The sequence below is a fragment of the Pseudomonas sp. B7(2017) genome, assembly GCF_002112745.1.
GTDB classification, from domain to species: domain Bacteria; phylum Pseudomonadota; class Gammaproteobacteria; order Pseudomonadales; family Pseudomonadaceae; genus Aquipseudomonas; species Aquipseudomonas ekonensis.
The window spans coordinates 71,575-96,476 of the sequence record NZ_NEIP01000018.1 but is presented as its reverse complement, the minus strand read 5'-3'; the positions used below and the strand labels follow the sequence as shown (position 1 = coordinate 96,476).

At 64.4% G+C, this 24,902-nt stretch carries 19 protein-coding genes, 1 tRNA gene and 1 pseudogene; 8 read left to right on the top strand and 13 right to left on the bottom strand.

Annotated elements, in window-relative coordinates:
- Positions 1 to 68 precede the first annotated feature (68 nt).
- Together CAG29_RS24525 and CAG29_RS24520 are read right to left on the bottom strand one after the other, a co-directional pair.
- Positions 69 to 995 carry a LysR family transcriptional regulator gene (locus CAG29_RS24525; RefSeq protein ID WP_085695269.1) on the bottom strand — a complete coding sequence of 309 codons (927 nt, stop codon included), beginning with the start codon at positions 993 to 995 and terminating at the stop codon, positions 69 to 71.
- Positions 992 to 1,966, bottom strand: a complete 975-nt coding sequence (locus CAG29_RS24520) for a quinone oxidoreductase (protein ID WP_085695268.1) — start codon at positions 1,964 to 1,966, stop codon at positions 992 to 994. Before CAG29_RS24520 ends, CAG29_RS24525 begins: the two co-directional genes overlap by 4 nt.
- A gap of 191 nt (positions 1,967 to 2,157) precedes the next feature.
- On the opposite strand from CAG29_RS24520, the pseudogene CAG29_RS28845 reads away from it, so the two are divergent.
- The 3 genes and pseudogenes from CAG29_RS28845 to CAG29_RS24510 all read left to right on the top strand — a co-directional run.
- Positions 2,158 to 2,715, top strand: a pseudogene (locus tag CAG29_RS28845) (HD domain-containing protein); the annotation flags it as partial.
- Positions 2,716 to 2,718: 3 nt separating this feature from the next.
- Entirely contained in the window at positions 2,719 to 3,225 is a 507-nt protein-coding gene (locus CAG29_RS28840; protein WP_256576806.1) for a GNAT family N-acetyltransferase, read from the top strand.
- A gap of 140 nt (positions 3,226 to 3,365) precedes the next feature.
- Positions 3,366 to 4,397: an NAD(P)-dependent alcohol dehydrogenase gene (locus CAG29_RS24510; RefSeq protein WP_085634050.1), complete on the top strand. Its 1,032-nt coding sequence runs from the start codon at positions 3,366 to 3,368 to the stop codon at positions 4,395 to 4,397.
- 155 nt (positions 4,398 to 4,552) lie between these two features.
- On the opposite strand, the gene CAG29_RS24505 is transcribed toward CAG29_RS24510, so the two are convergent.
- From CAG29_RS24505 to fdnG, 8 genes are all read right to left on the bottom strand, one after another.
- Positions 4,553 to 8,380, bottom strand: a complete 3,828-nt coding sequence (locus CAG29_RS24505; RefSeq protein ID WP_085695266.1) for a hypothetical protein — start codon at positions 8,378 to 8,380, stop codon at positions 4,553 to 4,555.
- A 221-nt stretch (positions 8,381 to 8,601) separates the two neighbouring features.
- Positions 8,602 to 8,697: transfer RNA gene (locus tag CAG29_RS24500), tRNA-Sec, on the bottom strand.
- 7 nt (positions 8,698 to 8,704) lie between these two features.
- Positions 8,705 to 10,624 carry a selenocysteine-specific translation elongation factor gene (gene selB / locus CAG29_RS24495; protein WP_085695265.1) on the bottom strand — a complete coding sequence of 640 codons (1,920 nt, stop codon included), beginning with the start codon at positions 10,622 to 10,624 and terminating at the stop codon, positions 8,705 to 8,707.
- Positions 10,621 to 12,033 carry an L-seryl-tRNA(Sec) selenium transferase gene (gene selA, locus CAG29_RS24490; RefSeq protein WP_085695264.1) on the bottom strand — a complete coding sequence of 471 codons (1,413 nt, stop codon included), beginning with the start codon at positions 12,031 to 12,033 and terminating at the stop codon, positions 10,621 to 10,623. The genes selB and selA overlap by 4 nt, the downstream gene beginning before the upstream one ends.
- Before the next feature lie 51 nt (positions 12,034 to 12,084).
- A complete protein-coding gene (gene fdhE / locus CAG29_RS24485; RefSeq protein ID WP_085695263.1) occupies positions 12,085 to 13,011 on the bottom strand; it encodes a formate dehydrogenase accessory protein FdhE in 927 nt (308 codons plus the stop codon).
- A gap of 3 nt (positions 13,012 to 13,014) precedes the next feature.
- The gene (locus CAG29_RS24480) at positions 13,015 to 13,668 is read right to left on the bottom strand and encodes a formate dehydrogenase subunit gamma (RefSeq protein WP_085634054.1); all 654 of its coding nucleotides are present in this window, start codon (positions 13,666 to 13,668) and stop codon (positions 13,015 to 13,017) included.
- Complete coding sequence (fdxH, locus tag CAG29_RS24475) at positions 13,665 to 14,600, bottom strand: formate dehydrogenase subunit beta (RefSeq protein ID WP_085583815.1); 936 nt, start codon at positions 14,598 to 14,600, stop codon at positions 13,665 to 13,667. Before fdxH ends, CAG29_RS24480 begins: the two co-directional genes overlap by 4 nt.
- The gene (fdnG, locus tag CAG29_RS24470; protein ID WP_139831529.1) at positions 14,601 to 17,666 is read right to left on the bottom strand and encodes a formate dehydrogenase-N subunit alpha; all 3,066 of its coding nucleotides are present in this window, start codon (positions 17,664 to 17,666) and stop codon (positions 14,601 to 14,603) included.
- A gap of 406 nt (positions 17,667 to 18,072) precedes the next feature.
- Between fdnG and CAG29_RS24460 the strand changes: the two genes are divergently transcribed.
- Entirely contained in the window at positions 18,073 to 19,230 is a 1,158-nt protein-coding gene (locus CAG29_RS24460) for a MalY/PatB family protein (RefSeq protein ID WP_085583821.1), read from the top strand.
- Positions 19,231 to 19,488: 258 nt separating this feature from the next.
- Complete coding sequence (locus CAG29_RS24455; protein ID WP_085583823.1) at positions 19,489 to 20,268, top strand: TSUP family transporter; 780 nt, start codon at positions 19,489 to 19,491, stop codon at positions 20,266 to 20,268.
- On the opposite strand, the gene nudC is transcribed toward CAG29_RS24455, so the two are convergent.
- From nudC to CAG29_RS24440, 3 genes are all read right to left on the bottom strand, one after another.
- Complete coding sequence (gene nudC / locus CAG29_RS24450; protein WP_085656993.1) at positions 20,236 to 21,066, bottom strand: NAD(+) diphosphatase; 831 nt, start codon at positions 21,064 to 21,066, stop codon at positions 20,236 to 20,238. The genes CAG29_RS24455 and nudC overlap by 33 nt on opposite strands.
- Positions 21,067 to 21,072: 6 nt before the next feature.
- Complete coding sequence (locus CAG29_RS24445; protein WP_085695261.1) at positions 21,073 to 21,885, bottom strand: crotonase/enoyl-CoA hydratase family protein; 813 nt, start codon at positions 21,883 to 21,885, stop codon at positions 21,073 to 21,075.
- Positions 21,886 to 22,105: 220 nt separating this feature from the next.
- Entirely contained in the window at positions 22,106 to 22,879 is a 774-nt protein-coding gene (locus CAG29_RS24440; protein WP_085583829.1) for a class I SAM-dependent methyltransferase, read from the bottom strand.
- A 143-nt stretch (positions 22,880 to 23,022) separates the two neighbouring features.
- On the opposite strand from CAG29_RS24440, the gene CAG29_RS24435 reads away from it, so the two are divergent.
- The 3 genes from CAG29_RS24435 (at position 23,023) to CAG29_RS24425 (ending at position 24,859) form a co-directional block, all read left to right on the top strand.
- Positions 23,023 to 23,556: a tetratricopeptide repeat protein gene (locus CAG29_RS24435; RefSeq protein ID WP_085583831.1), complete on the top strand. Its 534-nt coding sequence runs from the start codon at positions 23,023 to 23,025 to the stop codon at positions 23,554 to 23,556.
- A gap of 62 nt (positions 23,557 to 23,618) precedes the next feature.
- Complete coding sequence (locus CAG29_RS24430; RefSeq protein ID WP_085583833.1) at positions 23,619 to 24,104, top strand: sigma-70 family RNA polymerase sigma factor; 486 nt, start codon at positions 23,619 to 23,621, stop codon at positions 24,102 to 24,104.
- Positions 24,101 to 24,859: an anti-sigma factor gene (locus CAG29_RS24425; RefSeq protein WP_085583835.1), complete on the top strand. Its 759-nt coding sequence runs from the start codon at positions 24,101 to 24,103 to the stop codon at positions 24,857 to 24,859. The genes CAG29_RS24430 and CAG29_RS24425 overlap by 4 nt, the downstream gene beginning before the upstream one ends.
- The last annotated feature ends 43 nt before the right edge of the window (positions 24,860 to 24,902 follow it).

Sequence of the window (24,902 nt, the reverse complement as noted above, 5' to 3'; positions counted from 1 at the left end):
CAAAAAGACAGGGCTTCATCAGCAGTAGACACCTTGAAGGCCTTCAGCGGGCGATAAGCGACAACCGGTCAGACGGCCCACGGCGCCGCAGGGTCGAACTTCGACTCGATCCACTGCTTGAACGCGACCACCGTCGCACTGGGAAACCGCGCCGAAGGCCTGACCAGGTAGACGCCGCCCGGCGTATCGAGCTGCCAGTCGGCGAGCACTTGGCGCAGCCGCCCGGCGGCGATGTCGCGGCTCATCAGCCAGTCGCCGGCGCCGAGGATGCCCTCGTCGGCGCAGGCTGCCGCCAGCAGGGATTCGCTGTCGTTGGCGGTCAGGTTGCCGTTGGGCGTCACGGTCCGGATTTCGTCGCCCCGGTGCAGGCGCCAGTGCGGAAAGGACGCGAGGCCGCTGAAGCGCAGGCAGTTGTGTCGGAGCAAGTCCTGCGGCGTTTCGGGCGCGCCGTGCCGCTCCAGGTAGGCCGGTGAGGCGCAGAGTACCCGGCGGTGGTCGCAGAGTTTTTTGGCGACCAGTCGGCTGTCTTCCAGCGCGCCGATGCGGATGGCCGCGTCGAACCCTTCGTCGATGATGTCCACCCGCCGTTCGCTGTAGTCGGCGTAGACCGAGACCTGCGGATACGCCTTGAGAAATTCCGGCAGCATCGGCCCCAGCCAACGCCGGCCCATGGCCGCCGGCAACGCGAGGCGCAAGGTGCCGCGCACCTCCCCCGCTGCCTCTGCCGTCTGTTGCTGCGCTTCCTCCAGCAGCTCGATGGCCGCGCGCAGGCGCTGCTCCAGCCGCAGGCCCGCCTCGGTGATGCGCACCTGTCGGGTGGAGCGCTCGACCAACCGCACGCCCAGGCGCGCCTCCATGGCGGCGAGGCGTTTCGAGACGACGGTCGGGTGCCGCTGCAGCACCCGGCCGGCGCCGACGAACGAGCCTTGCGCGGCCACGGCCAGGAACGCCGCGACCTCGTCGCTGTGCTGATGACTCAGGACATCCAGATTCATGGCTTGAGAATGATCGCCCCCGATGATCGCCCGGACTCCAGGTCCGCGTGCGCCCGCGCGGCGTCGGCCAACGGGTAGGCCGCCCAGATCCGGGGCTTGATGATACCTGCCCCGACCGCCGCCAGCACATCCTGCGCCCGCGCCTGGTACTCGGCGTCGGTGGCCGTGTGCGCCGCGAGCGAAGGACGCGTCAGGAACAGGGAACCCTTGGCGTTGAGCGTGGCCAACTCCACCGCCGCCGGTGCGCCGGACGACGCCCCGAACGACACCATCAGGCCGCGCGGGCGCAGGCTGTCCAGCGATGCCTGGAAGGACACGCGCCCGATGGGGTCGTAGACCACGTCCACCTTCTGCCCGTCAGTGATGCGCGAGACCTGCGCCGCCAAGGTGTCCGGGTCGAACACCAGCACTTCGTCGCAACCGGACGCCCGGGCCTTCTCGACGCTGGCCTGCTTCGACACCACGCCGATCACCCGGGCGCCCAGATGTTTCGCCCACGGCGCCATGATCTCGCCCAAACCGCCCGCCACGCCGTACAGCAGCACCGTGGTGCCCAGCCCCACCGGATACGTGGACTTGAGCAGGTACTGGGCGGTGATGCCCTTGAACAGCACGGCGGCGGCCTCATCGAAAGACAGCGTGTCCGGGAGTTTCACCAGCCGCTGCGCGGGAAACAGCCGAGCCGAAGCGTAAGCGCCCAACGGGCCGGTGGCGTAGGCGACACAGTCGCCGACCTGCACAGTGCCGACGCCCTCGCCCACCGCCGCTACGCGCCCGGCCCCTTCCAGGCCCAGCCCGGACGGCAGCGCAACGGGCACAGCGCCCTTGCGTTGGGTCACGTCGAGGTAGTTGACGCCGATGGCTTCCTGGCGGAGCCAGACCTCGCCGGGGCCGGGCGACAGCTCGTCGAGGGTGTCCAGGGTCAACACGTCAGGCGCGCCGGCCTCGGCAAAACGGATCGCTGAAACCATGGGGGTTTTCCTTACTGTCAGAAGCGGTCTTCAAAGGGTTGGCCGAGTATGGAAATTCGCTTCTGCGCCAACAATAAGGCCCCTTGCAGATCATTGCTGCACCCTTTACAGCAATCCAACAAACCGGACATTGACCTCAACCGGCCAAGCATCGAACATTCGCCGCGAACCTCTGAATGAAAGAAACGGGCATGAACCTCGACAAGATCAAAGGACGATTGGCCTTCCTGCGTGAAGCGGAGAAGCTCAAAAGCGTGCTGCGCAGCGCCCATACCGCCGCCGGACGCCCGGAAAGCACCGCCGAACACAGTTGGCGCCTGTGCCTGATGGCCATTGCCTTCGAAGACGAACTGACCGGTCTGGACCTCTCCAGAATCCTCAAGCTGTGCGTCATCCATGACTTGGGCGAAGCCATCAGCGGCGACATTCCTGCCGTCAACAAGGCGTCGTTCCCCGACAAGAGCGAGCAGGAAAAGAACGACCTGCTGCTGTTGACCCAGGCGCTGGACGCGCCCCTGCGGGACGACATCCTCGCGCTGTGGGACGACTACGAACACGGGCGCTCCGCCGAGGCCCAGGCGGTGAAGGCGCTGGACAAGCTGGAGACAATCCTGCAGCACACCCAGGGCGCCAACCCGCCCGACTTCAACTACGCGTTCAACCTGACTTACGGCAAGCGCTACACTGACGCCACACCGCTGTTTCAGACCCTGCGCGCGCTGATCGACCAGGACACCAAAGAACGGATCGGCATGAACATCGCAATCCGCAAAGAACAACCCCAAGACACCGAAACCATCGCCCGCCTCACCGAAGCCGCGTTCCGCGACGCCGAGCACTCCAGCCACACCGAGCACTTCATCGTCGACGCCCTGCGGCGCGCCGGGCAGCTGAGCCTGTCGCTGGTGGCGGAAGAGAACGGCGTGATCGTCGGCCATGTGGCCCTGTCGCCGGTCACGGTGTCGGACGGCACCACGGGCTGGTACGGCCTCGGGCCGATTTCCGTGTGGCCGGAGCGTCACGGCCAGGGCATCGGCGCGGCGCTGATGAAAGCGGCCCTGAGCGAACTGCGGGAACTGGGCGGCGCCGGTTGCGTGCTGCTGGGGGATCCTGACTACTACGGCCGCTTCGGTTTCAAGCCTCATCCGGGCCTGGAATTGCCGGGGGTGCCGGCCGAGTACTTCCAGGCGCTGGCGCTGGGCGACGCGGTGCCGACAGGCGTGGTGCGCTACCACGAGGCTTTCGACGCCACGGAATGATGCCCCACCGGCAGCCCGGTTCCGCCGGGCTGCTACACTCTCGACGCTTTGCGCGATGTTCCGATGTGCTCCCCTGACTGTCCCCGCAGCGCTCGCCGTTCGGGTCGTCGTCCCCCCGTTTCGCCAACCGGAGGTGTCCCATGAGCAACAGTACCGAACTCTCGTCCTTCACCGGCTGGGCCGCCACCGCCGCCGGCGCGCCGCTTGAACGCTACAGCTACGATCCCGGCCCGTTGGGCGACGAAGACGTCGAAGTGGCCGTGGAATACTGCGGCGTCTGCCACTCCGACCAGTCGCTGATCGACAACGATTGGGGCATCAGCCAATACCCGTTCATTCCCGGCCATGAGGTGGTCGGCAAGATCGTGCGCACCGGTTCCCAGGTGCGGGGTCTTGAGGTCGGCCAGCGAGTGGGCATCGGCTGGTACAAGGGCAGCTGCATGCACTGCCCGTCCTGCATGGGCGGTTCGCATAACCTGTGCAGCACCGCCAGGCCCACCATCATCGGCAGCCACGGCGGGTTCGCCGACCGCGTGCGCAGCCACTGGGCCTGGGCCCTGAAGATTCCCGCGGGGCTCGACCCGGCGCTGGCCGGGCCGCTGTTCTGCGCCGGCTCCACGGTGTTCAACCCGCTGGTGGAATTCGGCGTCAAACCCACCGACCGCGTGGGCGTGGTGGGGATCGGCGGGCTCGGTCACTTGGCGTTGCGCTTCCTCAACGCCTGGGGCTGCGAGGTCACGGCGTTCACGTCATCCTTGAGCAAGCAGGACGAAGCCAAGCGCCTGGGCGCCCACAACGTGGTGGCCTCCACCGACAGCGCCGCGCTCAAGGCCATCGCCGGCACCTTGGACTTTCTGCTGGTCACCGCCAACGCCAACCTCGACTGGTCGGCGATGCTCGCCACATTACGCGGCCGGGGCCGCCTGCACTTTGTCGGCATCGTGCCCAGCGCCATTCCGGTGCACGTGTTCGAACTGATTCCCCAGCAAAAAGTCCTGTCCGCCTCGCCGGTCGGCTCCCCCGCCGCCACCGCGACCATGCTGGAGTTCTGCGCCCGGCACCAGATCGTGCCGCAGGTCGAGCAGTTCCCCATGAGCCGAGTCAACGAGGCCGTCGACCATTTGCGCAGCGGCAAGGCGCGGTATCGCATTGTGCTGGATGCGAGCCGGTGAACCGAGGGGCGTGTCGGGAGGTGACCGGCGCGCCCGCCTTTATCTTCGATTCTCAAACGTAGTTCTACTTGAGTCTGGGCAGACCTTGGCAGTGTAAAGTGTCTGCTTGAGAAACTTGTAGAACTATGCTGTCAGCCAATAGGCCACCCGTTAAGTCAAGCCTCCCAAAATTCCAGTTTTTCACCATACTCTTCAAACGTATACTCATGCGCGAGCTTCAGCAGCTTTAGCCGATAGGCTTCAATTTCTTCCAAGTCCGCATCGGCACTACCTATATCTTTGAAGAGCCTGCAAATAGCATCACACGTCGAATAATGCACTGGCAATTTAGCCTTAAACTTATCCATAAAGTTCCGCAACAACTCATTCACCACATATCTTCGAACACCCTCAGACTTGACCTCATCAAGCGCAGCGAACGCCTCCGCAGCTGCTTCTTTCAGGCTATAAACAGTGTTAAGCAATTCAACATCGGCAGGAAACAATCTTAATAGGCTATTTGCGTACCGTTCCCCTACCCAGTCGCGAACTTCTACAAGTTCATCAAGCACTCTCTGAGCATGAGTAGCCATTACTGCAAGCCAGATATCTAGTTTTCCAACAGGTGCATGATCAAGCAAAATCTCCCAAGCACCGGGCATGAACCCTCCGTTCGTACGGACCTTATGCTCAAGCAGCCTGTCAAACATCTCCTGCGGATACTGTCCAACCAACTTAGAAACGAAGTTTGAAACTTTCTCATCATCGGAGCTAGATGTAATGTGTGCCCATGCCTTATTGAACAGCGCATGATCTGGATTCAAAGCGATAGACTCTACTATCGGCTCCCAAGTCTTCCCTCCGGCAAGATGTGCTCCGATATTGCCTAGAATTCCGGGATTCCCCATATAGATTTTCAATGCACATTCAATGAGTGTCGATTCAAACCCCGACAGGGTTACAACCGTCGGCAGGGCCCCAGAAGGGAACACGAGCGCAACCACCTCCGGAGGAACGGCGTACCTTGTCACTGCCGTAGCATGTAACCACCTTTGGTCGACTCTATCTTCGCTCAAATAGCCGAGCACCTGAGTTCGGTCTGCCGCAGTCAGCAAGTCCCATCCATCCACAAGCTCCAGCACGACCCTTATCTGAGCGCCTGTACCATTTACCTTAAACAAACGATCCAGCCTTGTACCCCTTAGGTCAGGCGCAGCCTCTGTCCCTCTGATCAGCAAGTCAGTGACCGCCATTGCGTAGTCGCTCGGAATCGCTCGTAACGCTTCTCTCTCAAGCAAGCCAATCCAGGCATCGGCAATATTGATAAAGTCCGACTGAGCAATATGCTTCAAACTTTTCTCGACCGCCGCATGCAATCTGGCGTCGTTCAGGTTGGCGCCTTCGGGCAATGCGGACAAAATATCAGGAAGCAACCCACCAAACAGTCCCCAGGGCAGTTCATTACCGTACGCCTGATGTTCCATCTTTAGAATAATGGCTATCATTGTTGAGGCTGACGCTGGGAGTGCAGCGCACCTCTTCAACCCAGCCAGCAAGTCACGCTGTCTGTCCGAATCGCATTCCGGCCATATACGTGCCGCACCTTCCAAAGCGGCCTGTGCCACCGAAGGGTGCTGATCCGAAAAAATCTTCTTCAGCACTTCCTGGTCATTGTGCCGGACACTGCTGATCCATACCTTTGCTGCCGCTGCCCTTACACCGCCCAAATCATAACTAAGAAGGCGCAACACAATAGGTTGAGTCAGTTCTTCCGGGCATCCCTCCAAGTAGCACATTGTCTTCCAGGCATCTTCCGCGCTGATTTCTTCATCCGACTCGCCACTGAATGCAATTAGAAACCCTTCGACTTCTTCTCTTTCGTAGAACTCAAAAATCTTCCCTTCAAGTGTAAAATTCTCACCGGCAGGCAGCATTGCCTGCCCTTTCTCCCAAAGCACATGCTTCAGAGTGACAAACGACACTTTGTTGACCCACTTATTAAACTGAGATCGCTTGCCTTCCGAAATATCCTCTATGGACTGAAGAAGAAAAAAGAAACAGGCTTCTTTTGTTACCAGATACCTTGATTCGAGCCCTTCTATCGCAAAGTCCACGACTTTGTGCCGTTGAACAGACGCCCTCATCGCCTCATAAATCCAACGCAGTGCAATCGCAGTGGCCCGCGAAGACTCAAAGGAAAGCGAGAACAAACCTCGCTCTGCGTATTGCAACAATCTTCTGTCTACAGCGCTTGCCCGCCCACTGGCAGAGAGCTCCGCCGCCGACCGGTAAAACTCGTGAGAGAAGTTGAACCGTTCTGCACCCGTTTCTACGATTATTCGACGACGCTCCAGAATTTCAAAAAGCGTTTCGTCTTCCGCAGAGAACGTTAGCTCACCATAGGTTTCAGGCACTCGATCCACTGGTTTCGGCGCCATTCCCAAACTAGCCGACAGGCCTAAGTAGCTGGCGACCGCATAACGGTTTTTCGTTCCGTCACCATTCAGCACATACTTCAGGTCCTGCAACGAGCAGGAGTCCTCATGAGAGGTCACCACAGCCAGTGCCTGCAACAAAGGGCTAAGCCCTTCACCAACCAGTGCCGAGGCCAATGACTTCGAATCCTCACGAGCAAGACGTACCGCCGCGTTCAAATCAGCAGGCTCGTGCAGGCGGTAGCATGAAGCCGCCAAGTGCATCAGACAACCTGGTTCTATACTCAAGGAGCCGCTCCGCAAGGCCCCGAGCATGTTCTCAGACAAAACATCCGGAACGTCGAACAGATTCTGCAGTTCTTGCCAAATCTCCACCAGAAAACTGCTGCGGTACTTGCCTAGATCGTGCCATCGGCGCCTGCCCAGCCATACATCCTCAAGCTGCGCATCTCCGGAAAACTGCAAAAGCCGATCTTGCACTTGAGAGACAATAAGCTTCCTTGACGGTGTCAACCTTTCCGACAGTTGTTGCAATTTAGAAAGCGCCCGGCCGGGATCATCGCTCAGAAAGCTCCCTCCCAAGGGGTCGTCCACGACAGCAAGCCGCTCGCCGGGTGCCGGATCAAGCAGGAAGCGCTCCACCTCGTCGAGATTGCTGCTCAGCTTTAACTGATACCCCAACGCTTCAAATTCAGCCGCCATCCAACGCCCGGCGTTTGTCTTACCTACCCTGGGCGAGCCAGAGAGCAGAAGGATATTATTCTCTGACAGTTCCTTCTTCCAATCCTCTTCGAATCCTCGAAGCACGTAGTTCCTGGGTCGAATCTGTTCGGGAAGATTCTTGTTCAACTCCGCCAACAGATCAGAATGAATATTCCCCTTACTCTCTTTTGCCTTTTTGATTATCGCAACCAGCTTGCCAACAACAACTTCACACCTGTCAAGCGGCAACCTCAGCTTTCGCAGTTTCCTTTCACAGGCGTCCCGCAACTCATCTTCCAACACATTTTCGACAATGGTCAGACGAGCCAAAGCATTTCGGATCTGATCCACCTTTGCACCCTTGACGAACTTACGCAGGTGAAGCACCCTTTCGTCATCGAGGGATGACTCGGTTTCCTCCAACGTACTGGCGTAATTTTCAAGCTCGCCCAACAGTTCGCCGGCAACCTCCCTGGAAAGTTTTTTGCCCTGCACATCCCAGGGTGCGGTGGCGCTCTTGCAAAGCACCGAAATCTTATCGCTGCACCTTGCCGACACCACAAATACGACGTGCGTATCCAGATCGTCACACAATCGTTCCAGCAGCGTATTCACAGCCTTTCTTTCTTCAAAGTGCGAAAGCCATTTTGCGAACTCCGCCAGCGTCACCCCCTCCAGAGCGCCCTTGACTTGTATCTCAATGACTTTCTTTCCACTGGCGGATGGAATGATGACTTTCGCGTCTTCACCGGCCTTTGGCTCTATATACAGTTCGACGCTTTCTTCACCCTGATGACGTAGAAAGACATCAACGCAAACCAAGTCTTGAAAATCGTACTTTTTTGGCCCTACCGTCGCGATCGACATCTGAACTCCATGTAAAAAAACAAATATAAATTTATGCAAAAAACAAAAAACACATCACTACAAAAACAGCCACCCGCACGATGAACTTAAATAATTCGCCATTTCATGAGACTTTGGCGTGCGGATAGTCAACAACCCTTCAGGCGCCATGATTATGCCATCAATCAAATCAAGGCCAACCCTTTATGGTTCACGGGAGAACAGATCTTTTGCTTGCGAAATGGCGGAAGGCAGCCGGAGTCGAACCTGCCCGGGAACGGATGCCGTCCCCAACCGGGTTTGAAGCCCGGCCGCGCCACCGGGCGCGATTGCCTTCCTTTGAACTCAGTGTGCGTCGGCGCTGGCCAGCGCGCTGTCGAAGCGGATTTGCCGGTGATCGGCCACCCGCCGGGTCAGGCCCAGGCGGTCGAAGTACTCAAGCACCTGAATGCTGCGCTTGCGCCCCAAGCCTAGCGCATCACGGAACGCCGTGACCTGGATCTGCGGATTTTCTTCGCCCAGGCGCAGCAGCACCGCCGCCATTTGCCGCAGCGTGAGGTCGGTGACGAACAGGTCGCGCACCACCTGATGCATCAGCCCCAGCCGCGCCAGCTTGCGCAGCAGCAGGCGCACGGCGGCATCGTCCCTGCCCGTCACCGCCGCCACGTCGCGCACCCACGGCGGATCGAATCCCGCTGCTTCGAACAGCGGTTGCAGCACTTGCCACAAAGCCTCGTCGTCGGCATTCAGGCGCACCTGATGGTCCGGTAGATGCAGCCACGGGCCACTGGCGGTGACCGAGCCGGCGGCGCGCAATTCGTCGAGCAGGCTGAGGAAGGTCGAACGCTCCACCTCCAAGCCGCTGAAGCGCCGCAGGCGGTCGCGGTCGGGGCCCATCTGGTCGGGCTCCAGCTCATGCAGGCGGGCGAGCTTTTCCAGGAGGGTGAACTTGAGGATGCCCCAGCGCTGGGCGTTGAACAGCACCGGCCCTTGGCGGGTGTCGATCTGCCGGACGTTCTCCGGCAACGCCCAACCGGCCTGCGGACGGTTGAACTGGCGCTCCAGCCGTTGCGCCGCCAACCCGCTGGAACTGTGGTCGAGCAATGCCGGCAAGGCCGCCTCCATCGCTTCGCTGCCGGCCAACGCCCGCAGTTGCGCCAGGCGCTCGGGGCTGCGTCGCTGGCGCGTAGGGGCAAACGGATCGAGCACCTGTCCGCCGCCCAAGGTGCGCTGGGCGCTGGCATCGCGCAGGATCAACCGGTCCCCTTTGACCGCCTGCACCGGCGAGGCCGTCAGCAATTGCGCGAACGTGCGCTCGCCGGGATTCAGCCGCGCCCCTTCCAGCAGCGCCACGCGGGCGATCACGTCTTGCGTGCCCAGGTGCAGGTGCACCGGCTGGAAGTGCTCGAAGGTGCGGGTCTCGTCGGGCAGCAGCCGCCATTCGATGTCCAGCCGCTGGGTCGGCGCGTGCAGCCAGTCGGCCGACAGCCATTGGCCCCGGTGGATCTGCCCGAGCTCAAGGCGTTCGCCGCTCAGGTTCAAGGCCACCCGCTGACCGGCGAAGGCGTGTTCGGCGGGTTGGTTCTGCGCATGCAGGCCGCGCACACGCACCGACTTGCCGGATGGCCCGAGCACCAGCCTGTCGCCCACCGCCACCGTCCCCGACAGCGCCGTGCCGGTGACCACGATGCCCGCCCCGGCCACGCTGAACGCCCGGTCGATGGGCAGGCGAAACCCGCCCTCCAGGCTGCGGGCCTGCACCTCGCCCTGGGCCAGCAGCAGTTGCTCACGCAGCGCCTCGACGCCCAGCCCGGTCACGCTCGACACTGCCACCATCGGCGCCTGGCTGAACGGCCCCGGCGCCAGCAGCGCCCTCACCTGCCGCCGCACCGCGTCCACCCTGGCCGGTTCGACCCGATCCGTTTTGGTGATCGCCACCAATGCACGCGGGATCCCAAGCAGCTCGACGATTGCCAGGTGCTCGCGGGTCTGGGGCATCACGCCGTCGTCCGCCGCCACCACCAGCAGCACCAGATCAATGCCTTGGGCCCCGGCCAGCATGTTGTGGGTGAATTTCTCGTGGCCCGGCACGTCGATGAAACCGGTCAGCCCGGCGCCCGGCGCGAGCTCCGCGTACAGGTAGCCCAGATCGATGGTCATGCCCCGCGCGCGCTCCTGCGGACGGCGGTCGCCGGCCTGGCCGGTGAGCGCCTGAAGCAGCGAGGTCTTGCCGTGGTCGATGTGCCCGGCGGTGCCGACGATCATTCAGGCACCTGCAGATGCCCGAGCTGCGCCAGCCACGCCGGTTCGTCGTCCAGTTGCCGCAGATCCAGCCACAAGGCATCGTCGTCGAGACGGCCGAGCACCGGCACCGGCAAGCGGCGCAGCGCCGCTTCCAGGTTCAGCAGGCAGCGACCGCGCAGGCGCTTGGACACCTGCGGGCGTGCGCACAGGGCGGCGCTGGGCAGCCGCGCCACCGGTTGGCTGCCGCTGCCGATCATGCCCAGGGCCGGTTCGGCGCTGACCTGCCAGGCAGGCCCCAACGTCTGGGCCAACGCCGGTTGTAGGCGTTCGGCCTGGGCCAGGATGTCCTCCTGCGGGCGGGTCAGCAGGCGCAGGCTCGGCAGGCGCTCGGCCAAGCGGTCCGGATCGCGGTACAGGCCGAGCACCGCTTCCAGCGCCGCCAAGGTCAGCTTGTCGACCCGCAGCGCCCGTTTCAGCGGGTTCTTCTTGATCTTCGCGATCAGCTCTTTGCGCCCGACGATGAGCCCGGCCTGGGGCCCGCCGAGCAGTTTGTCGCCGCTGAAGGTCACGATGTCCGCGCCGTCGAGCAAGGCCTGGCGCACGGTCGGCTCCGCCGGCAGGCCCCAGCGGGTCAGATCCAGCAGGCTGCCGCTGCCCAGGTCTTCGAGCAGCGGCAGGCCATGCCGGTGGGCCAGCTCCGCCAGTTCGGCGGTGGGCACCCGGGCGGTGAAGCCTTCGATGCTGTAGTTGCTGGCGTGCACCCGCATGATCAAGCCGCTGCGCGGGCCGATCGCTGCTTCGTAGTCGCGGGCGTGGGTGCGGTTGGTGGTGCCGACCTCGTGCAGGCGCACGCCGGCGCGGGCCATGATGTCGGGGATGCGGAACGCGCCGCCGATCTCGATCAGTTCGCCGCGGGAAATGATGCCTTCCTTGCGCGCGCCCAGGCTGTTGAGGGTCAGCAGCACGGCGGCGGCATTGTTGTTGACCACGGTCACGGCCTCGGCGCCGGTCAGTTCGCGGATCAGCCCTTCGATCAGGTCGTCGCGGTCGCCGCGCTTGCCGCTGGCCAGGTCGAATTCCAGGTTGAGCGGATAGCGCGCCGCGACCTGCACCGCCTCGATCGCTTCCTCCGGCAGCAAGGCGCGGCCCAGGTTGGTGTGCAGCACCGTGCCGGTCAGGTTGAACACCCGGCGCACGTGGCTGCGCCGCTGCGCCGCCAACCGCTCGGCGGCGCGGCCGGCCAGCGCCTCGGGGCCGATCTCGATGGCCGCCACCTGCCCGCTCAGGACCTCGGGGCGCAGTTCATCCAGCAATTGGCGCAGACAGGCCAGCAGCGCCTCCCGCCCGAAACGCTCGCTCAGCGGCCGGCAGGCGGGATGACGCAACAGGCTGTCGATGGAAGGCAAACGCGGGGCGACACTCACAGACATCCGGCTCTCCCGAAATCAACAGATCGTCGGGCCTGAGTGTAGACGCTGCCGTCATTCGTCTCCGGGGGCCAGCAGCAGATTCGGCGCCAGCCGTTGATGGCCGTCCTGGGCCAGGCGCATGTCCAGCAGCAGGCTGGTCAGATCCGCCGACAGCGCTTCGGCGTCGGGGTCGTTCTCCAGATAGACCAACTTGAGGTAGGTGTTGCAGGTGGGGCACACCTCCGCCCGCAGCGGCGCCCGCTCCGCCGTGTGGCGGTCGTCCGCCAGGCTCATGTATTCCAGGCCTTTGCTCTGCTCGCAGTACACGCACTTGACCCGCACCACGTGCCATTCGCAGGCGCACAGCGAACACACCAAGTAGCGCAGTCCGTTGTGCTTGCCGCGGTGGCGGATCACCCCGGCCATGGCCTGCGATCCGCAGGCCGGGCATTGGCTGAGGCTGTCGCCGGGGGTGAGCCGCAGGTTCGGCACGCTGAGCAGCCAATGGCTCCACGCCGCTTGCAGGGCCGCGCCGAGAAACGGCACCAGCGCCGCCGGCACCAGCGAATACTGGCCGCTGACCAGCGCCACCGCCCAGGCGCGGCGCTGGCCGGGGCTGGCTGTGCGCAAGGTGGTCACGGACTCGACCACCGCCGCTTGTTCGGGTGCGTCATAGCGTTGCAGCAAAGCGTCCAGGTAAGCCTGCCAGGCGTCCTCGCGGATCAATGTGTCGGCGGCGAACGGCGGCAAACCGTGCTGGTGGCACGTCTCCAGCCGCTGCGCATCGGGCGCCACCGCCAGCGGCGGATCGTCCAGCACCTGCTGCTGCACCCGGCACAGGCCGGCGATCAGGCGCAGGTACGCGGCCAGCGGATGCCCCTCGGCGAGATGCTCCAGCCGCAGGGCCCGCAAGGTGAACAGATCGTGCGGCGGCAAATGCAGGAACGGCGGCGAACTGGCCGCCGCTTCGATTTCCCCAGGTTCCAGAATGGTCGGCAACGGTCAGCCCTTCTTGGTGATCGGCGGTTTCGGCGCAGGCTCGCCTTCCACCTCGCGAGCCCACAGCGCGTGGTGCTTGCGGGCCCAGGCGCGGCTGACGCGGCCATGCATCATCGCGTCCACCGAGCCCTTGATCCAGATCCCGGCGTAGATGTGCACGATGATGCTCAGGATCAGCACGAACCCGGCCAGCGCATGCAGCAGCATGGCCCAGCGGATCGTGGTGATGCCGAACCAGTGGCTGAAGTACGCCCGCCAGATCACCAGCCCCGTGAACAGCAACGCCAGCATGCACAGCAGTAAAGTCCAGAACAGCAGTTTCTGCCCGGCGTTGTACTTGCCCACCGGCGGCACGGTCTCCTCGTCGTTGACCAGCACCCGGTCGATGCGCCGCAGCCACTTCCAGTCGTTGTCGATGAAGAAGTTCGAGCGCCAGAAGCGCAACACCAGCCCCATGAAGAACACGAACATCAGCACGCCCATGAACGGGTGCAGGATCCGCGTCCACGGCCCGCCGCCGAACAGGTTCGTCAGCCAGAACAGCGCCGGGTGGAACAGCGCCAGCCCCGACAGCCCGGCCATGAAGAACAGGATCGCCACCAGCCAGTGATTGGTGCGCTGGTTGGCGGTGTAGCGCAGGATCGGTTTGTCGCTCATGGCCTGCCCTCCCCGCGGGGGTCGAAGGTGTGCACCGCCGGATCGACGACATGCACCGAGGTGTCCGGCGGCTGCGGATGCTCATCCTCTTCCGTGCGGTTGGGCCCGACGCGCACGTAATGGAAGAACCCGGCCAGCACCGCCGCGCCCATCGCCAGCAGGCCCAGCGGCTTGCTGATGCCTTTCCACAGGCCCACCAGCGGGCTGATCGCCGGCGCGTCCGGCAGGCCTGCGTACAGCCGTGGCGTGTCGGCGTGGTGCAGCACATACATCACGTGGGTGCCGCCGACGCCTTCGGGGTCATACAGGCCGGCCTGGCCGAAGCCGCGGCTCTTGAGGTCGACGACGCGTTCGGCGGCGTGGACCTTCATGTCTTCCTTGCTGCCGAACACGATGGCACCGGTCGGGCAGGTCTTCACGCAGGCCGGCTCCAGGCCCACGGCCACCCGGTCCGAGCACAGGGTGCACTTGTAGGCCTTGTGGTCCTTCTGGGAGATGCGCGGGATGTTGAACGGGCAACCGGTGATGCAGTAGCCGCAGCCGATGCAGTGGTCCTGATCGAAATCGACGATGCCGTTGGCGTGCTTGATGATCGCGCCGGGGCTCGGGCACGCCGCCAGGCAGCCGGGTTCGGCGCAGTGCATGCAGCCGTCCTTGCGGATCAGCCATTCCAGGTTGCCGGCGTCGGTCTCGTGCTCGGTGAAGCGCATCAGCGTCCACGAGTCGGCGGTCAGATCCTGCGGGTTGTCGTAGGTGCCGTGGTTGTGGCCCACCTCGTCGCGCAGCTCGTTCCATTCCGAGCACGCGACCTGGCAGGCCTTGCAGCCGATGCACTTGGTGGTGTCGATCAGCTTGGCGACCTCTTGCTGACCGCGCACCGACGGCGCCGGCGTGGTGGTGGCCGAGCGGGCGATGATGTCTTGGCTGGCCATTTACAGTTTCTCCACGTTGACCAGGAACGACTTGGATTCCGGGGTCTGGGTGTTGCCGTCGCCGAGGAACGGCACCAGCGTGTTGGTCAGGTAGCCGTGCCGCGTAAGGCCCGTGAAGCCCCAGTGCAGCGGAATGCCGATCTGGTGCACCACCTGGTTGTTGACCTGCAGCGGCCGGATCCGTTTGGTGACCACCGCCACCGCCTCGATGAAGCCGCGTTTGCTGCTGACCCGCACCCGGTCGCCGGCGACGATGCCCTTCTCTTTGGCCAGCACCTCGCCGATCTCCACGAACTGTTCCGGCTGGACGATGGCGTTCAAGCGGCAGTGCTTGCTCCAGAAGTGGAAATGCTCGGTGAGCCGGTAGCTGGTGGCGGCGTACGGGAAGTCCTTGGCCTGGCCGAGGCTGTCCCACACCGAATCGAAGATCCGCGCCGCCGGGTTGCTGGTGGCGTTCTTGTTCTGCGGGTGCAGCGGGTTGATGCCGATCGGCGTCTCGAACGGCTCGTAGTGCTCGGGGAACGGCCCTTCGTTCATCTTGTCGACGGCGAAGAACCGCGCCACGCCCTCGGGGTTCATGATGAACGGGTTCATCCCCGCTTCCGGCGGCACGTCGGCCTTGTAGTCCGGCACGTCGGTGCCGCCCCAGGCCTTGCCGTTCCACCACACCAGGCGTTTCTTCGGATCCCACGGCTTGCCTTGGGGGTCGGCCGAGGCGCGGTTGTAGAGGATCCGCCGGTTGGCCGGCCATGCCCACGCCCAGCCCTGATGCTGGTGCATGCCGTAAGGGTCGTTGTTGTCGCGCCGGGCCATCTGGTTGCCGGCCTCTGTCCAACTGCCGCAGAAGATCCAGCAGCCGGACGCGGTGCTGCCGTCATCCTTGAGCTGGGCGAAGGCCGCCAATTGCGCGTTGGCCTTGACCGCCAGGCCGCTGGCATCGGTGAAGTCGGTGGTGGCGTAGCCGTTGACCTCCTTGGCGATTTCCTCCGGCGACGGCTCGTCGGCAATCTTGTACGGCCACGACAGCTTCAGGATCGGCTCGGCCCAGGCGCCGCCCTCGGCCTGATAGCGCTGGCGCAGGCGCAGGAACAGCCCGCTCATGATCTGCACGTCGGTGCGCGCCTCGCCCGGTCCGTCGGCGCCTTTCCAGTGCCATTGCAGCCAGCGGCTGCTGTTGACCAGCGACCCGTCCTCCTCGGCGAAGCACGTGGTGGGCAGGCGGATGACCTCGGTCTGGATGTCGGCGGTCTTCACGTCGTTGTAGGGGCCGACGTTCTCCCAGAACTGCGAGGTCTCGGTGGCCAGCGGGTCCATCACCACCAGCCACTTGAGCCGCGCGAGCGCTTTCATCACCCGGTTCTTGTCGGGCAGCGCGGCGATCGGGTTGAAGCCTTGGCACATGTAGCCGTTGACCTTGCCCTGGCCCATCAGGTCGAAGACCTTGAGGATGTCGTAGTTGGGGATGTCGAGCTTGGGCAGGTAGCTGTAGCCCCACTGGTTCTCGGCAGTGGCGTTGGCGCCGTACCAGGCCTTCATCAGGCTGACGTGGAACTTGCTGTAGTTCTGCCAGTAGGACAGCTGCCCCGGCCGCAGCGGTTTCTGTGTGCGTTTGGCGATGAAGGCGTCGTAGTCCTGCTCGGCGTCCAGCGGCAGGGTCAGGTAGCCCGGCAGCGAGTTGGACAGCAGGCCCAGATCGGTCAGGCCCTGGATGTTGGAGTGCCCGCGCAAGGCGTTGACCCCGCCGCCCGGCATGCCGACGTTGCCCAGCAGCAGCTGCACCATCGCCGCGCTGCGGATGATCTGTGAGCCGATGGAGTGCTGCGTCCAGCCCAGCGCGTACAGGATCGTCATGGTCTTGCCCGGTTGCGAGCAGGTGGCGATCTCTTCCCAGATCTTCTTCATGGCCTCGACCGGCATGCCGCAGATCTGGCTGGCCAGGTCGATGGTGTAGCGGCTGTAGTGGCTCTTCATCAATTGATAGACGCAGCGCGGATCCTGCAATGTCGGGTCGACCTTGGCGAAACCGTCCTCGCCCAGTTCGTAGCCCCAGGTGGACTTGTCGGTGTAGCTGCGCTTGGCCGCGTCGTAGCCGGTGAACAGGCCGTCCTCGAAGCCGAAGCCGGCCTTCACGATGAAGGACAGGTCGGTGTAGTTGCGCACGTATTCGTGCTGGATCTTGTCCTCGGTCAGCAGGTAATTGATCAGCCCGCCCATGAAGGCGATGTCGGTTCCCGTGCGGATCGGCGCGTAGTAGTCGGCCACCGATGCGGTGCGGGTGAACCTGGGGTCGACCACGATCAGCCGCGCAGCGTTGTGCGCCTTGGCTTCGGTCACCCATTTGAAGCCGCACGGATGCGCTTCGGCGGAGTTGCCGCCCATCACCAGGATCAGGTTCGCGTTGGCGATGTCGGTCCAGGTGTTGGTCATGGCTCCACGGCCGTACGTCGGGGCAAGACTTGCCACCGTCGGGCCGTGTCAGACACGCGCTTGGTTATCGAACCCCAGCATGCCGAGGCTGCGCACCACCTTATGGGTGATGTAGCCGGCTTCGTTGGACGCCGCCGACGCCGCGAGGAACCCGGTGGTGAGCCAGCGGTTCACCGTCTGGCCCTGGGCGTTGCGCTCGGTGAAGTTGGCGTCGCGGTCGGCCTTCATCAGGTCGGCGACGCGGTCCAGCGCTTCGTCCCAGGAAATCCGCGTCCACTCGTTGGAGCCCGGCTTGCGCACCTGCGGGTATTGCAGGCGGCCCGGACTGTGGATGAAGTCCAGCAGGCCGGCGCCTTTGGGGCACAGGGTGCCGCGGTTGACCGGGTGGTCGGCGTCGCCCTCGATGTGGATGATGTTCTGCGCCACGTTCTTGCCGGCGTCGCCCTGGCTGTACATGATCAGCCCGCACCCGACCGAGCAGTACGGACAGGTGTTGCGGGTCTCATGGGTGTGGGCGAGCTTGAAGTGGCGCACCTGCTCGGCGAAGGCCGGCGTCGGGGCCATGCCCAACGCGCCCAGGCTAGAGCCTGCAAGGCCGATGCCGGCGACCTTGAAGAACTGACGACGGCTGAGATCCATCGTGCACTCCTGATCAGGTGGAACCCGGTGCGTTGCCGGGCTGTTCTGGACAATCACGGTTGCGGCAGACGCACTGCCGATCCTTTCACTCTAGCCAACGAACCGACGGCCGGCGCGCCAACCGACCGTCGGTGGCACGCGGTCATTCGCCGATTCCCCTTGTGGGAGCGACTGCCCTGCCCTGGGCCGATGATGTCCGGACTGACGCCATCGCCAGCAGGCTGGCTCCCACAGGGGAATGTATGTGCACCCCGGAACACACGGTCGTCTGCCGATGCCTTTGTGGGAGCCAGCCTGCTGGCGATGGCGGCCTGCCTGGCACACCGCGATGACCGCCCGGTCGCGCAAGGGCAGGCAGTGGCTTATCATGGCGCCCATCAACGACCCCGCCTTCACGAGACCCCGCATGACTTTCGATTTTGATCAGGTATTCGACCGCCACGACACCGGCAGCACCAAATGGAGCCGCTATGCGGCCGACGTGCTGCCGATGTGGGTCGCTGACATGGATTTCGCCGCGCCGCCGGTGGTCATCGAAGCGTTGCAGCAACGCCTGCTGCACCCGCTGGTGGGCTACAGCGTGGCCCAGGACAACCTGCGCCAGGCCATCGTCGCCGACCTGTGGGCCAAGTACGCCTGGCGCGTGCAGCCCCAGGAGCTGGTGTTCCTGCCGGGCGTGGAGTCGGGCTTCAACATGGCGCTCAAGGCGCTGGTGCAGCCGCAGCAGAACGTCGTGGTGCAGACCCCGAACTACCCGCCGCTGCGCCATGCGCCGGGCCACTGGGGCCTGAACAAGGTCGAACTGGAATTCCTCGCGCAGGACGACGGCACCTACGCCACCCCGCTGGACGCCCTGCGCCAGTCCCTCGAAGGCGGTGGCGCGCTGCTGCTGAGCAACCCGCACAACCCGATCGGCAAGGTGTTCGGCCGCGAAGAGCTGCAAGCGGTGGCCGACCTCTGCGTGCAGCAGGACGCCTGGATCATCTCCGACGAGATCCACGCCGAGCTGTGCTACGACGGCCGCGTGCACATTCCGACCGCCTCCCTGGGCGCCGACATCGCCAAGCGCACCATCACCCTGATGTCGGCCAGCAAGGCCTACAACATCGCCGGCCTCAAGACCTCGTTCATGATCATCCAGGACGCCGCCCTGCGCGAGCGGGTCAACCACGCCCGCTGCGGCATGGTCGACAGCGTCAACCCGCTGGGCATGGAAGCCACCCGCGTGGCCTACAGCGAGGCCGGGCCTTGGCTCAAGGCGCTGAAACAGTATCTGCAGGCCAACCGCGATTACCTGGTCGAGGCAGTGCGCAGCCGTCTGCCGGGCATCTCGATCAACGTGCCGCAAGGCACTTACCTCGCCTGGCTCGACTGCTCGGCGCTGGACCTGGGCGACCCGCAGCGGTTCTTCCTCGAACACGCCAAGGTCGGTCTGAGCGCCGGTTCGGATTTCGGCGACCACAGCCAACCGTTCGTGCGCCTGAACTTCGGCTGCCCACGCTCGATGCTCGAAGAAGGCATTGCCCGGATGGAACGCAGCCTAGCGCAGCGACGCGGCGCCTAACCCGCAAAACCTGTAGGCGCTTGCCTGCAAGCGATGACGCCGGCACTGCCGACATCTATGGCGACTGCTCCACCGCCATCGCCAGCAGGCTGGCTCCCACAAGGGGTCGGGGGTGTTCGGAATCGGTGGTCACCGCAGAACCTGTGGGAGCGGGCTTGCCCGCGATAGCGTCAGACGGGTCGCCGCAACATCCGGAAATGAGTAACATGACCGCCCGTCCCTGCAGCCCGTCTGCGCCCTGCCGAATAAGCCGATTCCATGCCCTTCGATCTCAGCGTTGACCTCACCACCCTGGCCATCCTGGCCCTCGTCGCGTTCATTGCCGGTTTCATCGACGCCATCGCCGGCGGCGGCGGCCTGTTGACCACCCCGGCCCTGCTCACCGCCGGCCTGCCGCCGCACCTGGTGCTGGGCACCAACAAGCTGAGCTCGACCTTCGGCTCGGCCACCGCCAGCTTCACCTTCTACCGGCGCAAGCTGTTCCACCCAAGGCAATGGATGCACGCGATCGTCGGCACCCTGGTCGGCGCACTGACCGGCGCCATCGTCGCCCACTACCTGCCGGCGGAGTGGCTGAACAAAATGCTGCCGGTGATCGTGTTCGCCTGCGGCCTGTACCTGCTGTTCGGCGGCACGCCGAAGGCGCCGCTGGACAGCGACGCGCCGATCAAGAAGACCTGGCAAGGCCCGCAAGGCTTCAGTCTGGGCTTTTACGACGGCGTGGCCGGCCCCGGCACCGGCGCGTTCTGGACGGTCAGCAGCCTGCTGCTCTACCCCATCGACCTGGTCAAGGCCAGCGGTGTGGCGCGCAGCATGAACTTCGTCAGCAACGTCGCGGCGCTGGCGGTGTTCGTGTTCTCGGGGCAGGTGGACTGGATCATCGGCCTGTGCATGGGCCTGTCGGTGATGGTCGGCGCGTTCTTCGGGGCGCGCACCGCGATCAGCGGCGGCGCCAAGTTCATCCGTCCGGTGTTCATCACCGTGGTGCTGGGGCTGACCGTGCGGCTAGCCTGGCAGCACTGGTTCAGCGTGGCCTAAGCGGCGGGCCACGTAGACGTCGATCAGGTAACGTGCAATCGATTTCGACGCCGGCAACGGCGGCAGATCGTGCACGTTGAACCACTGGGCGTCTTCGATTTCGTCTTCCTGGCAGACAATCTCCCCGCCGGCATATTCGGCATGAAAGCCCAGCATCATCGAATGCGGGAACGGCCAGCACTGGCTGCCCATGTACTGAATGTTCTTCACTTCGATGCTGACTTCCTCACGCACTTCGCGAATCAGGCAATCCTCGGCCGACTCCCCCGGCTCGGCGAACCCGGCCAGCGTGCTGTAGACCCCGGTGACGAAACGCGGCGAGCGCGCCAGCAGCACTTCATCGCCCCGGGTCACCAGCACGATCATGCTCGGCGAAATGCGCGGATAGCTGCGCAGGTCGCACGGTTGGCAGTACATCGCCCGCTCCCGCGGCACCTGGGTCATGGCCTGACCGCAGTTGCCGCAGAACCGGTGTTCGCGGGCCCAAGTGCCGATCTGCGCCGCATAGCCCAGCACCTTGTAGACGGTGTGGTCACCGTCGAGCATGAACGCCCGCAGGCCTTTCCAGTTGCAGCCCGGCACCTCGCTGTGGCTGCGCAGTTCCAGCAGGTACACCGGCTCGCCGTCGAGGTGGCCGATGCCGTGTTCGGCGAGGATCGCCAGGTCCTGGCGCTTGAGCCATTCCCGGGGGAACAGCGCGCCGTTGTCGTCGAACAGAAAGCCCTCGGGGCTGCGCGCCACGGCCCAGCCGCCGGGTTGGTCGGTGTCCAGTACTGCAGTGGTCCAGCGAGATGTCATGGTTTCTCAATCCAGAAATTCGGGTTTCTGTTTGCTCATGTGGGCGGCCATGGCCACGCGCAAGTCGGTGGATTGCAGCATGGCGGCGTTCCAGGTGGCAACGTACTCGAGGCCGTCGTCGATGCCATGGTCGCGCATGTAGCTGATCATGGCCTTGGTGCCGGCGACCGCGATCGGCGACTTGGCGGCGATCTCCCGGGCGATGTCCAACACGCCTTCGATCAGGCTGTCCTTGTCGCCGTAGACGCGGTTGACCAGGCCGATGCTGCGCGCCTCCTCGGCGCCGAAGGTACGGCCGGTGTAGGCCAGCTCACGCAGCATGCCGTCGCCGACGATCCGTGGCAACCGTTGCAGGGTGCCGACGTCGGCGGCCATGCCGATGTCGATTTCCTTGATCGAGAATTGCGCGTCCTCGGCGGCGTAACGCATGTCGCACGCGGCGATCAGGTCGATGGCCCCGCCCAGGCAATAGCCCTGGATCGCCGCCAGCACCGGTTTGCGGCAATTGTCCACGGCATTGAACGAGGCTTGCAGGGTGAGGATCTTGCGCCGCAGCAGGCGCGCGTTGCGGCCGACGTCCTTGCCCAGTTCGTTGGCCACGCCGGCCAGCATCATCAGGTCGATGCCGGAGGAAAAATGCTTGCCGGCACCGCTGAGCACCACCGCCCGCACTTCGTCGGTGTCGTCGATCCACTGGAACACCTCGACGATCTCGCTCCAGAACGCAGCGTTCATCGAGTTGATCTTCTCCGGACGGTTGATCTGCACATGGGCGACGTTGTCGGCCAGTTCGACGCTGAAGGCGGTGTATTGGGTCATGGCAGAAATCCTTTACCGGGCATTGAATGAGGCCCGCACTATAACAAGGCACCTTGACCCGCAGTAAGGCAGCGGTTCGGCCAAAAGCGGGACTGACCCGGCCTCGCCCCGAACCCTGTGGGAGCCAGCCTGCTGGCGATAAGGTCGGTGAGCGCGCCACAGGGTTGCGCCCTGTGGAGGCTGGGCTGACGCCATCGCCGGCAGGCTGGCCCCTACAGGTTCAGCTGCCCTTCACCGCCACAAACGCCGCCGTCTCATAAGGCACCGTCACCACATCCCGGCCCCGCAGCTCGGGCTCGGAGAGGATCAGCGCGCGGATCCGCTCATCGACCTTCGCCCGCTGCGCCGCCGGCAGCGCGGCGATGAAACTGGTGGAGCGCACCCGGTTGAAGATCACGTCCTCCGGCGAGCCGGTATGGCCATGGTGAAACCGCTGCACCTGCAACGGCCCGAACGCCGGATGCGGAAACGCCTGGCGCCAGGCGCCGGTGTAGTAGCGCGGGGTGTCGCCCTCCAGCGCGTTGACGATGGCGTCGAGCTTCGGCACCCAGCTCACTTGCGTGTCGCGCAGGTTCCAGATCAGACCGAGCCGCCCCCCGGGCTTGAGCACCCGGGCGATTTCGTCCAGCGCCTCGGCGGTGGCGAACCAATGGAACGCCTGGGCGCAGACCACCGCGTCCACCGAGGCGTCCGGCAACGGCAGGTCGGTCGCCGTGCCGCTGACCGCCAAGGCCTTGGGCCAGGTGACGGCGAGCCGGTCGAGCATCTGCGCCACCGGTTCCACAGCGATCACCTGGGCACCGGTCGCCAGCAGCCGGCCGGTGAACTTGCCGGTGCCGGCGCCGAGGTCGATCACCGTCTTGCGGCCGTCGAGCCCGAGCGTGTCGCTCAGCCAGTCCCCCACTTGGGGCGGGTAGTCCGGACGGCCTTTGACGTATAGGTCGGCGGCGCTCTTGTAGCCGGCGGTGGCTGAATGATGGACCTGATCTTTCATGGCGCACTCCAAAAAGACGACGGACGCCGACGAGCATAGCGTCCGGAATTGGGCTTACCTTGAACGAACCCTGACAAAGCGATGAATAAAAATTCACCCTGGGGTGTTCAAAGTGAAACGTGACCCACGGTGGAGCCTTGCCCATGACTATCCGTTCCGTTATGTTCGCCGCCCCGTTGCTGATGGCCGCCGTTCTGGCCAGCCCCCTGGCCCTCGCCCATGGCGATGAGGACGAGCCGGTCAAGGCACCGAACTGCCCCAAAGGCCAGGTGTACGACAGCAAGTCGCAGAAGTGCGTCATGCAGACCAGCCACCTGCTGCCGGACGCCGACCGCACCGACTACGCCTACCGGCTGGCCAAGGCCGGCCGCTATGAAGAGGCCCTGGCGCTGCTCGACACCCTGCGGCAGCCGAACACCGCCAAGGCCCTGAATTACCGCGGCTACGCCACCCGCAAACTGGGGCGCACCGACGAAGGCATCGGCTATTACCTGCAATCGGTGAAGCTGGATCCGCAGTACGCGCAAGTGCGCGAGTACCTGGGCGAAGCCTACGTGGTGAAGGGCCGCATCGACCTGGCGCAGGAACAGCTGCAACAGATCAAGGCGATCTGCGGCACGGCCTGCGAGGAGTACCGCGACCTGGCCGAAGCCATCAACGATTCATCGAAAACCTGACACGACACGCGGAGGCGATCATTTTCAGCGAACAGGCATTCAGAGCCGAACTGGGGCAACACCTGGCGCGCTTGTGGCGCTACGGCCTGCTGCTGTCGCGCAACCGCCACGTGGCCGAGGATCTGGTGCAGGCCACCTGCGTGCGCGCCCTGGAGCGTTCCGGCCAATACGTGGCCGGCACGCGCATGGACCGCTGGCTGCTGAGCATCCTGCATTCGATCTGGCTCAATGAAGTGCGCGCCCGCCGGGTGCGCCAGGGCCAGGGCACCTGCGACGCCGACGGCCAACTGGCGTTCGACGGCGAATACGCCGCCCAGACCCACGTGATGGCCGCGCAGGTGATCCGCCGGGTCGATGCGCTGCCCGAGACCCAACGCGAAACCGTCTACCTGGCCTATGTCGAAGGGCTGTCCTACCGCGAAGTCGCCGAGATCCTGCAGGTGCCCATCGGCACGGTCATGAGCCGCCTGGCCACCGCACGCCTGAAACTGGCCGAATACCCGCCGCTGCAAGCGGTGCCGAACACCCCCGCAGGAGACCGCCAATGAACACGCCTTCAGACGAGCAACTGGTGGCGTACCTGGACGACGAGATCGACCGCGAACAACGCGACCTGCTGGACACTGCCATCACCGACGACCCGCTGCTGAGCCTGCGCGTGCAATGGCTGGCCCGCAGCAACCTGCCGTTCCGGGACGCCTACGACGAACTGGCCCGGCAGGCGCCGCTGGATCGCCTGCAAGCCCGGCTGGACGCCGCCCCCTCCCCGGCCCGCCCCGGCATCAGCCGGCGCTGGTTCATCGGTGCCGCCGCGGCCGCCCTCGCGCTGGGCGGCGTGGCGGCCGACCGCCTGTTCCTCGGCTGGCAGGCGCGGCAGCCGCACAACTGGCGGGCGATGGTCGGCGACTACATGGCGCTGTACGTGCCGCAGACCCTCGAACATCTGCCCACCGACGAAGCCTCCCAACGCGCCCAGTTGCGCACCGTCGACGCGCGGCTGGGCCTGAACCTGACCGCCGCGCAGCTGAAACTGCCCGGCGCCGAGCTCAAGCGCGCGCAACTGCTGGAATACGACGGCATGCCCATCGCCCAGCTGACCTGGCTGGACGCCGCCCATGGCCCGCTGGCGCTGTGCGTCATCCGTTCCAACAGCGGCAGCCGGCCCTTGGCCCACGAGCGGCGCCACACCCTGAACGTGGTGTACTGGACGGAGCGCGAACACGCGTGGATGCTGATCGGCCACAATCCGCCCGCCGATCTGGAGGCGCTGGCGAAAATGTTTAAGGACCGGCTCGGCGCCTGACCGAAGCGGCCGCTATGCTGGGTAAGTGATTATCCAGGGAGGA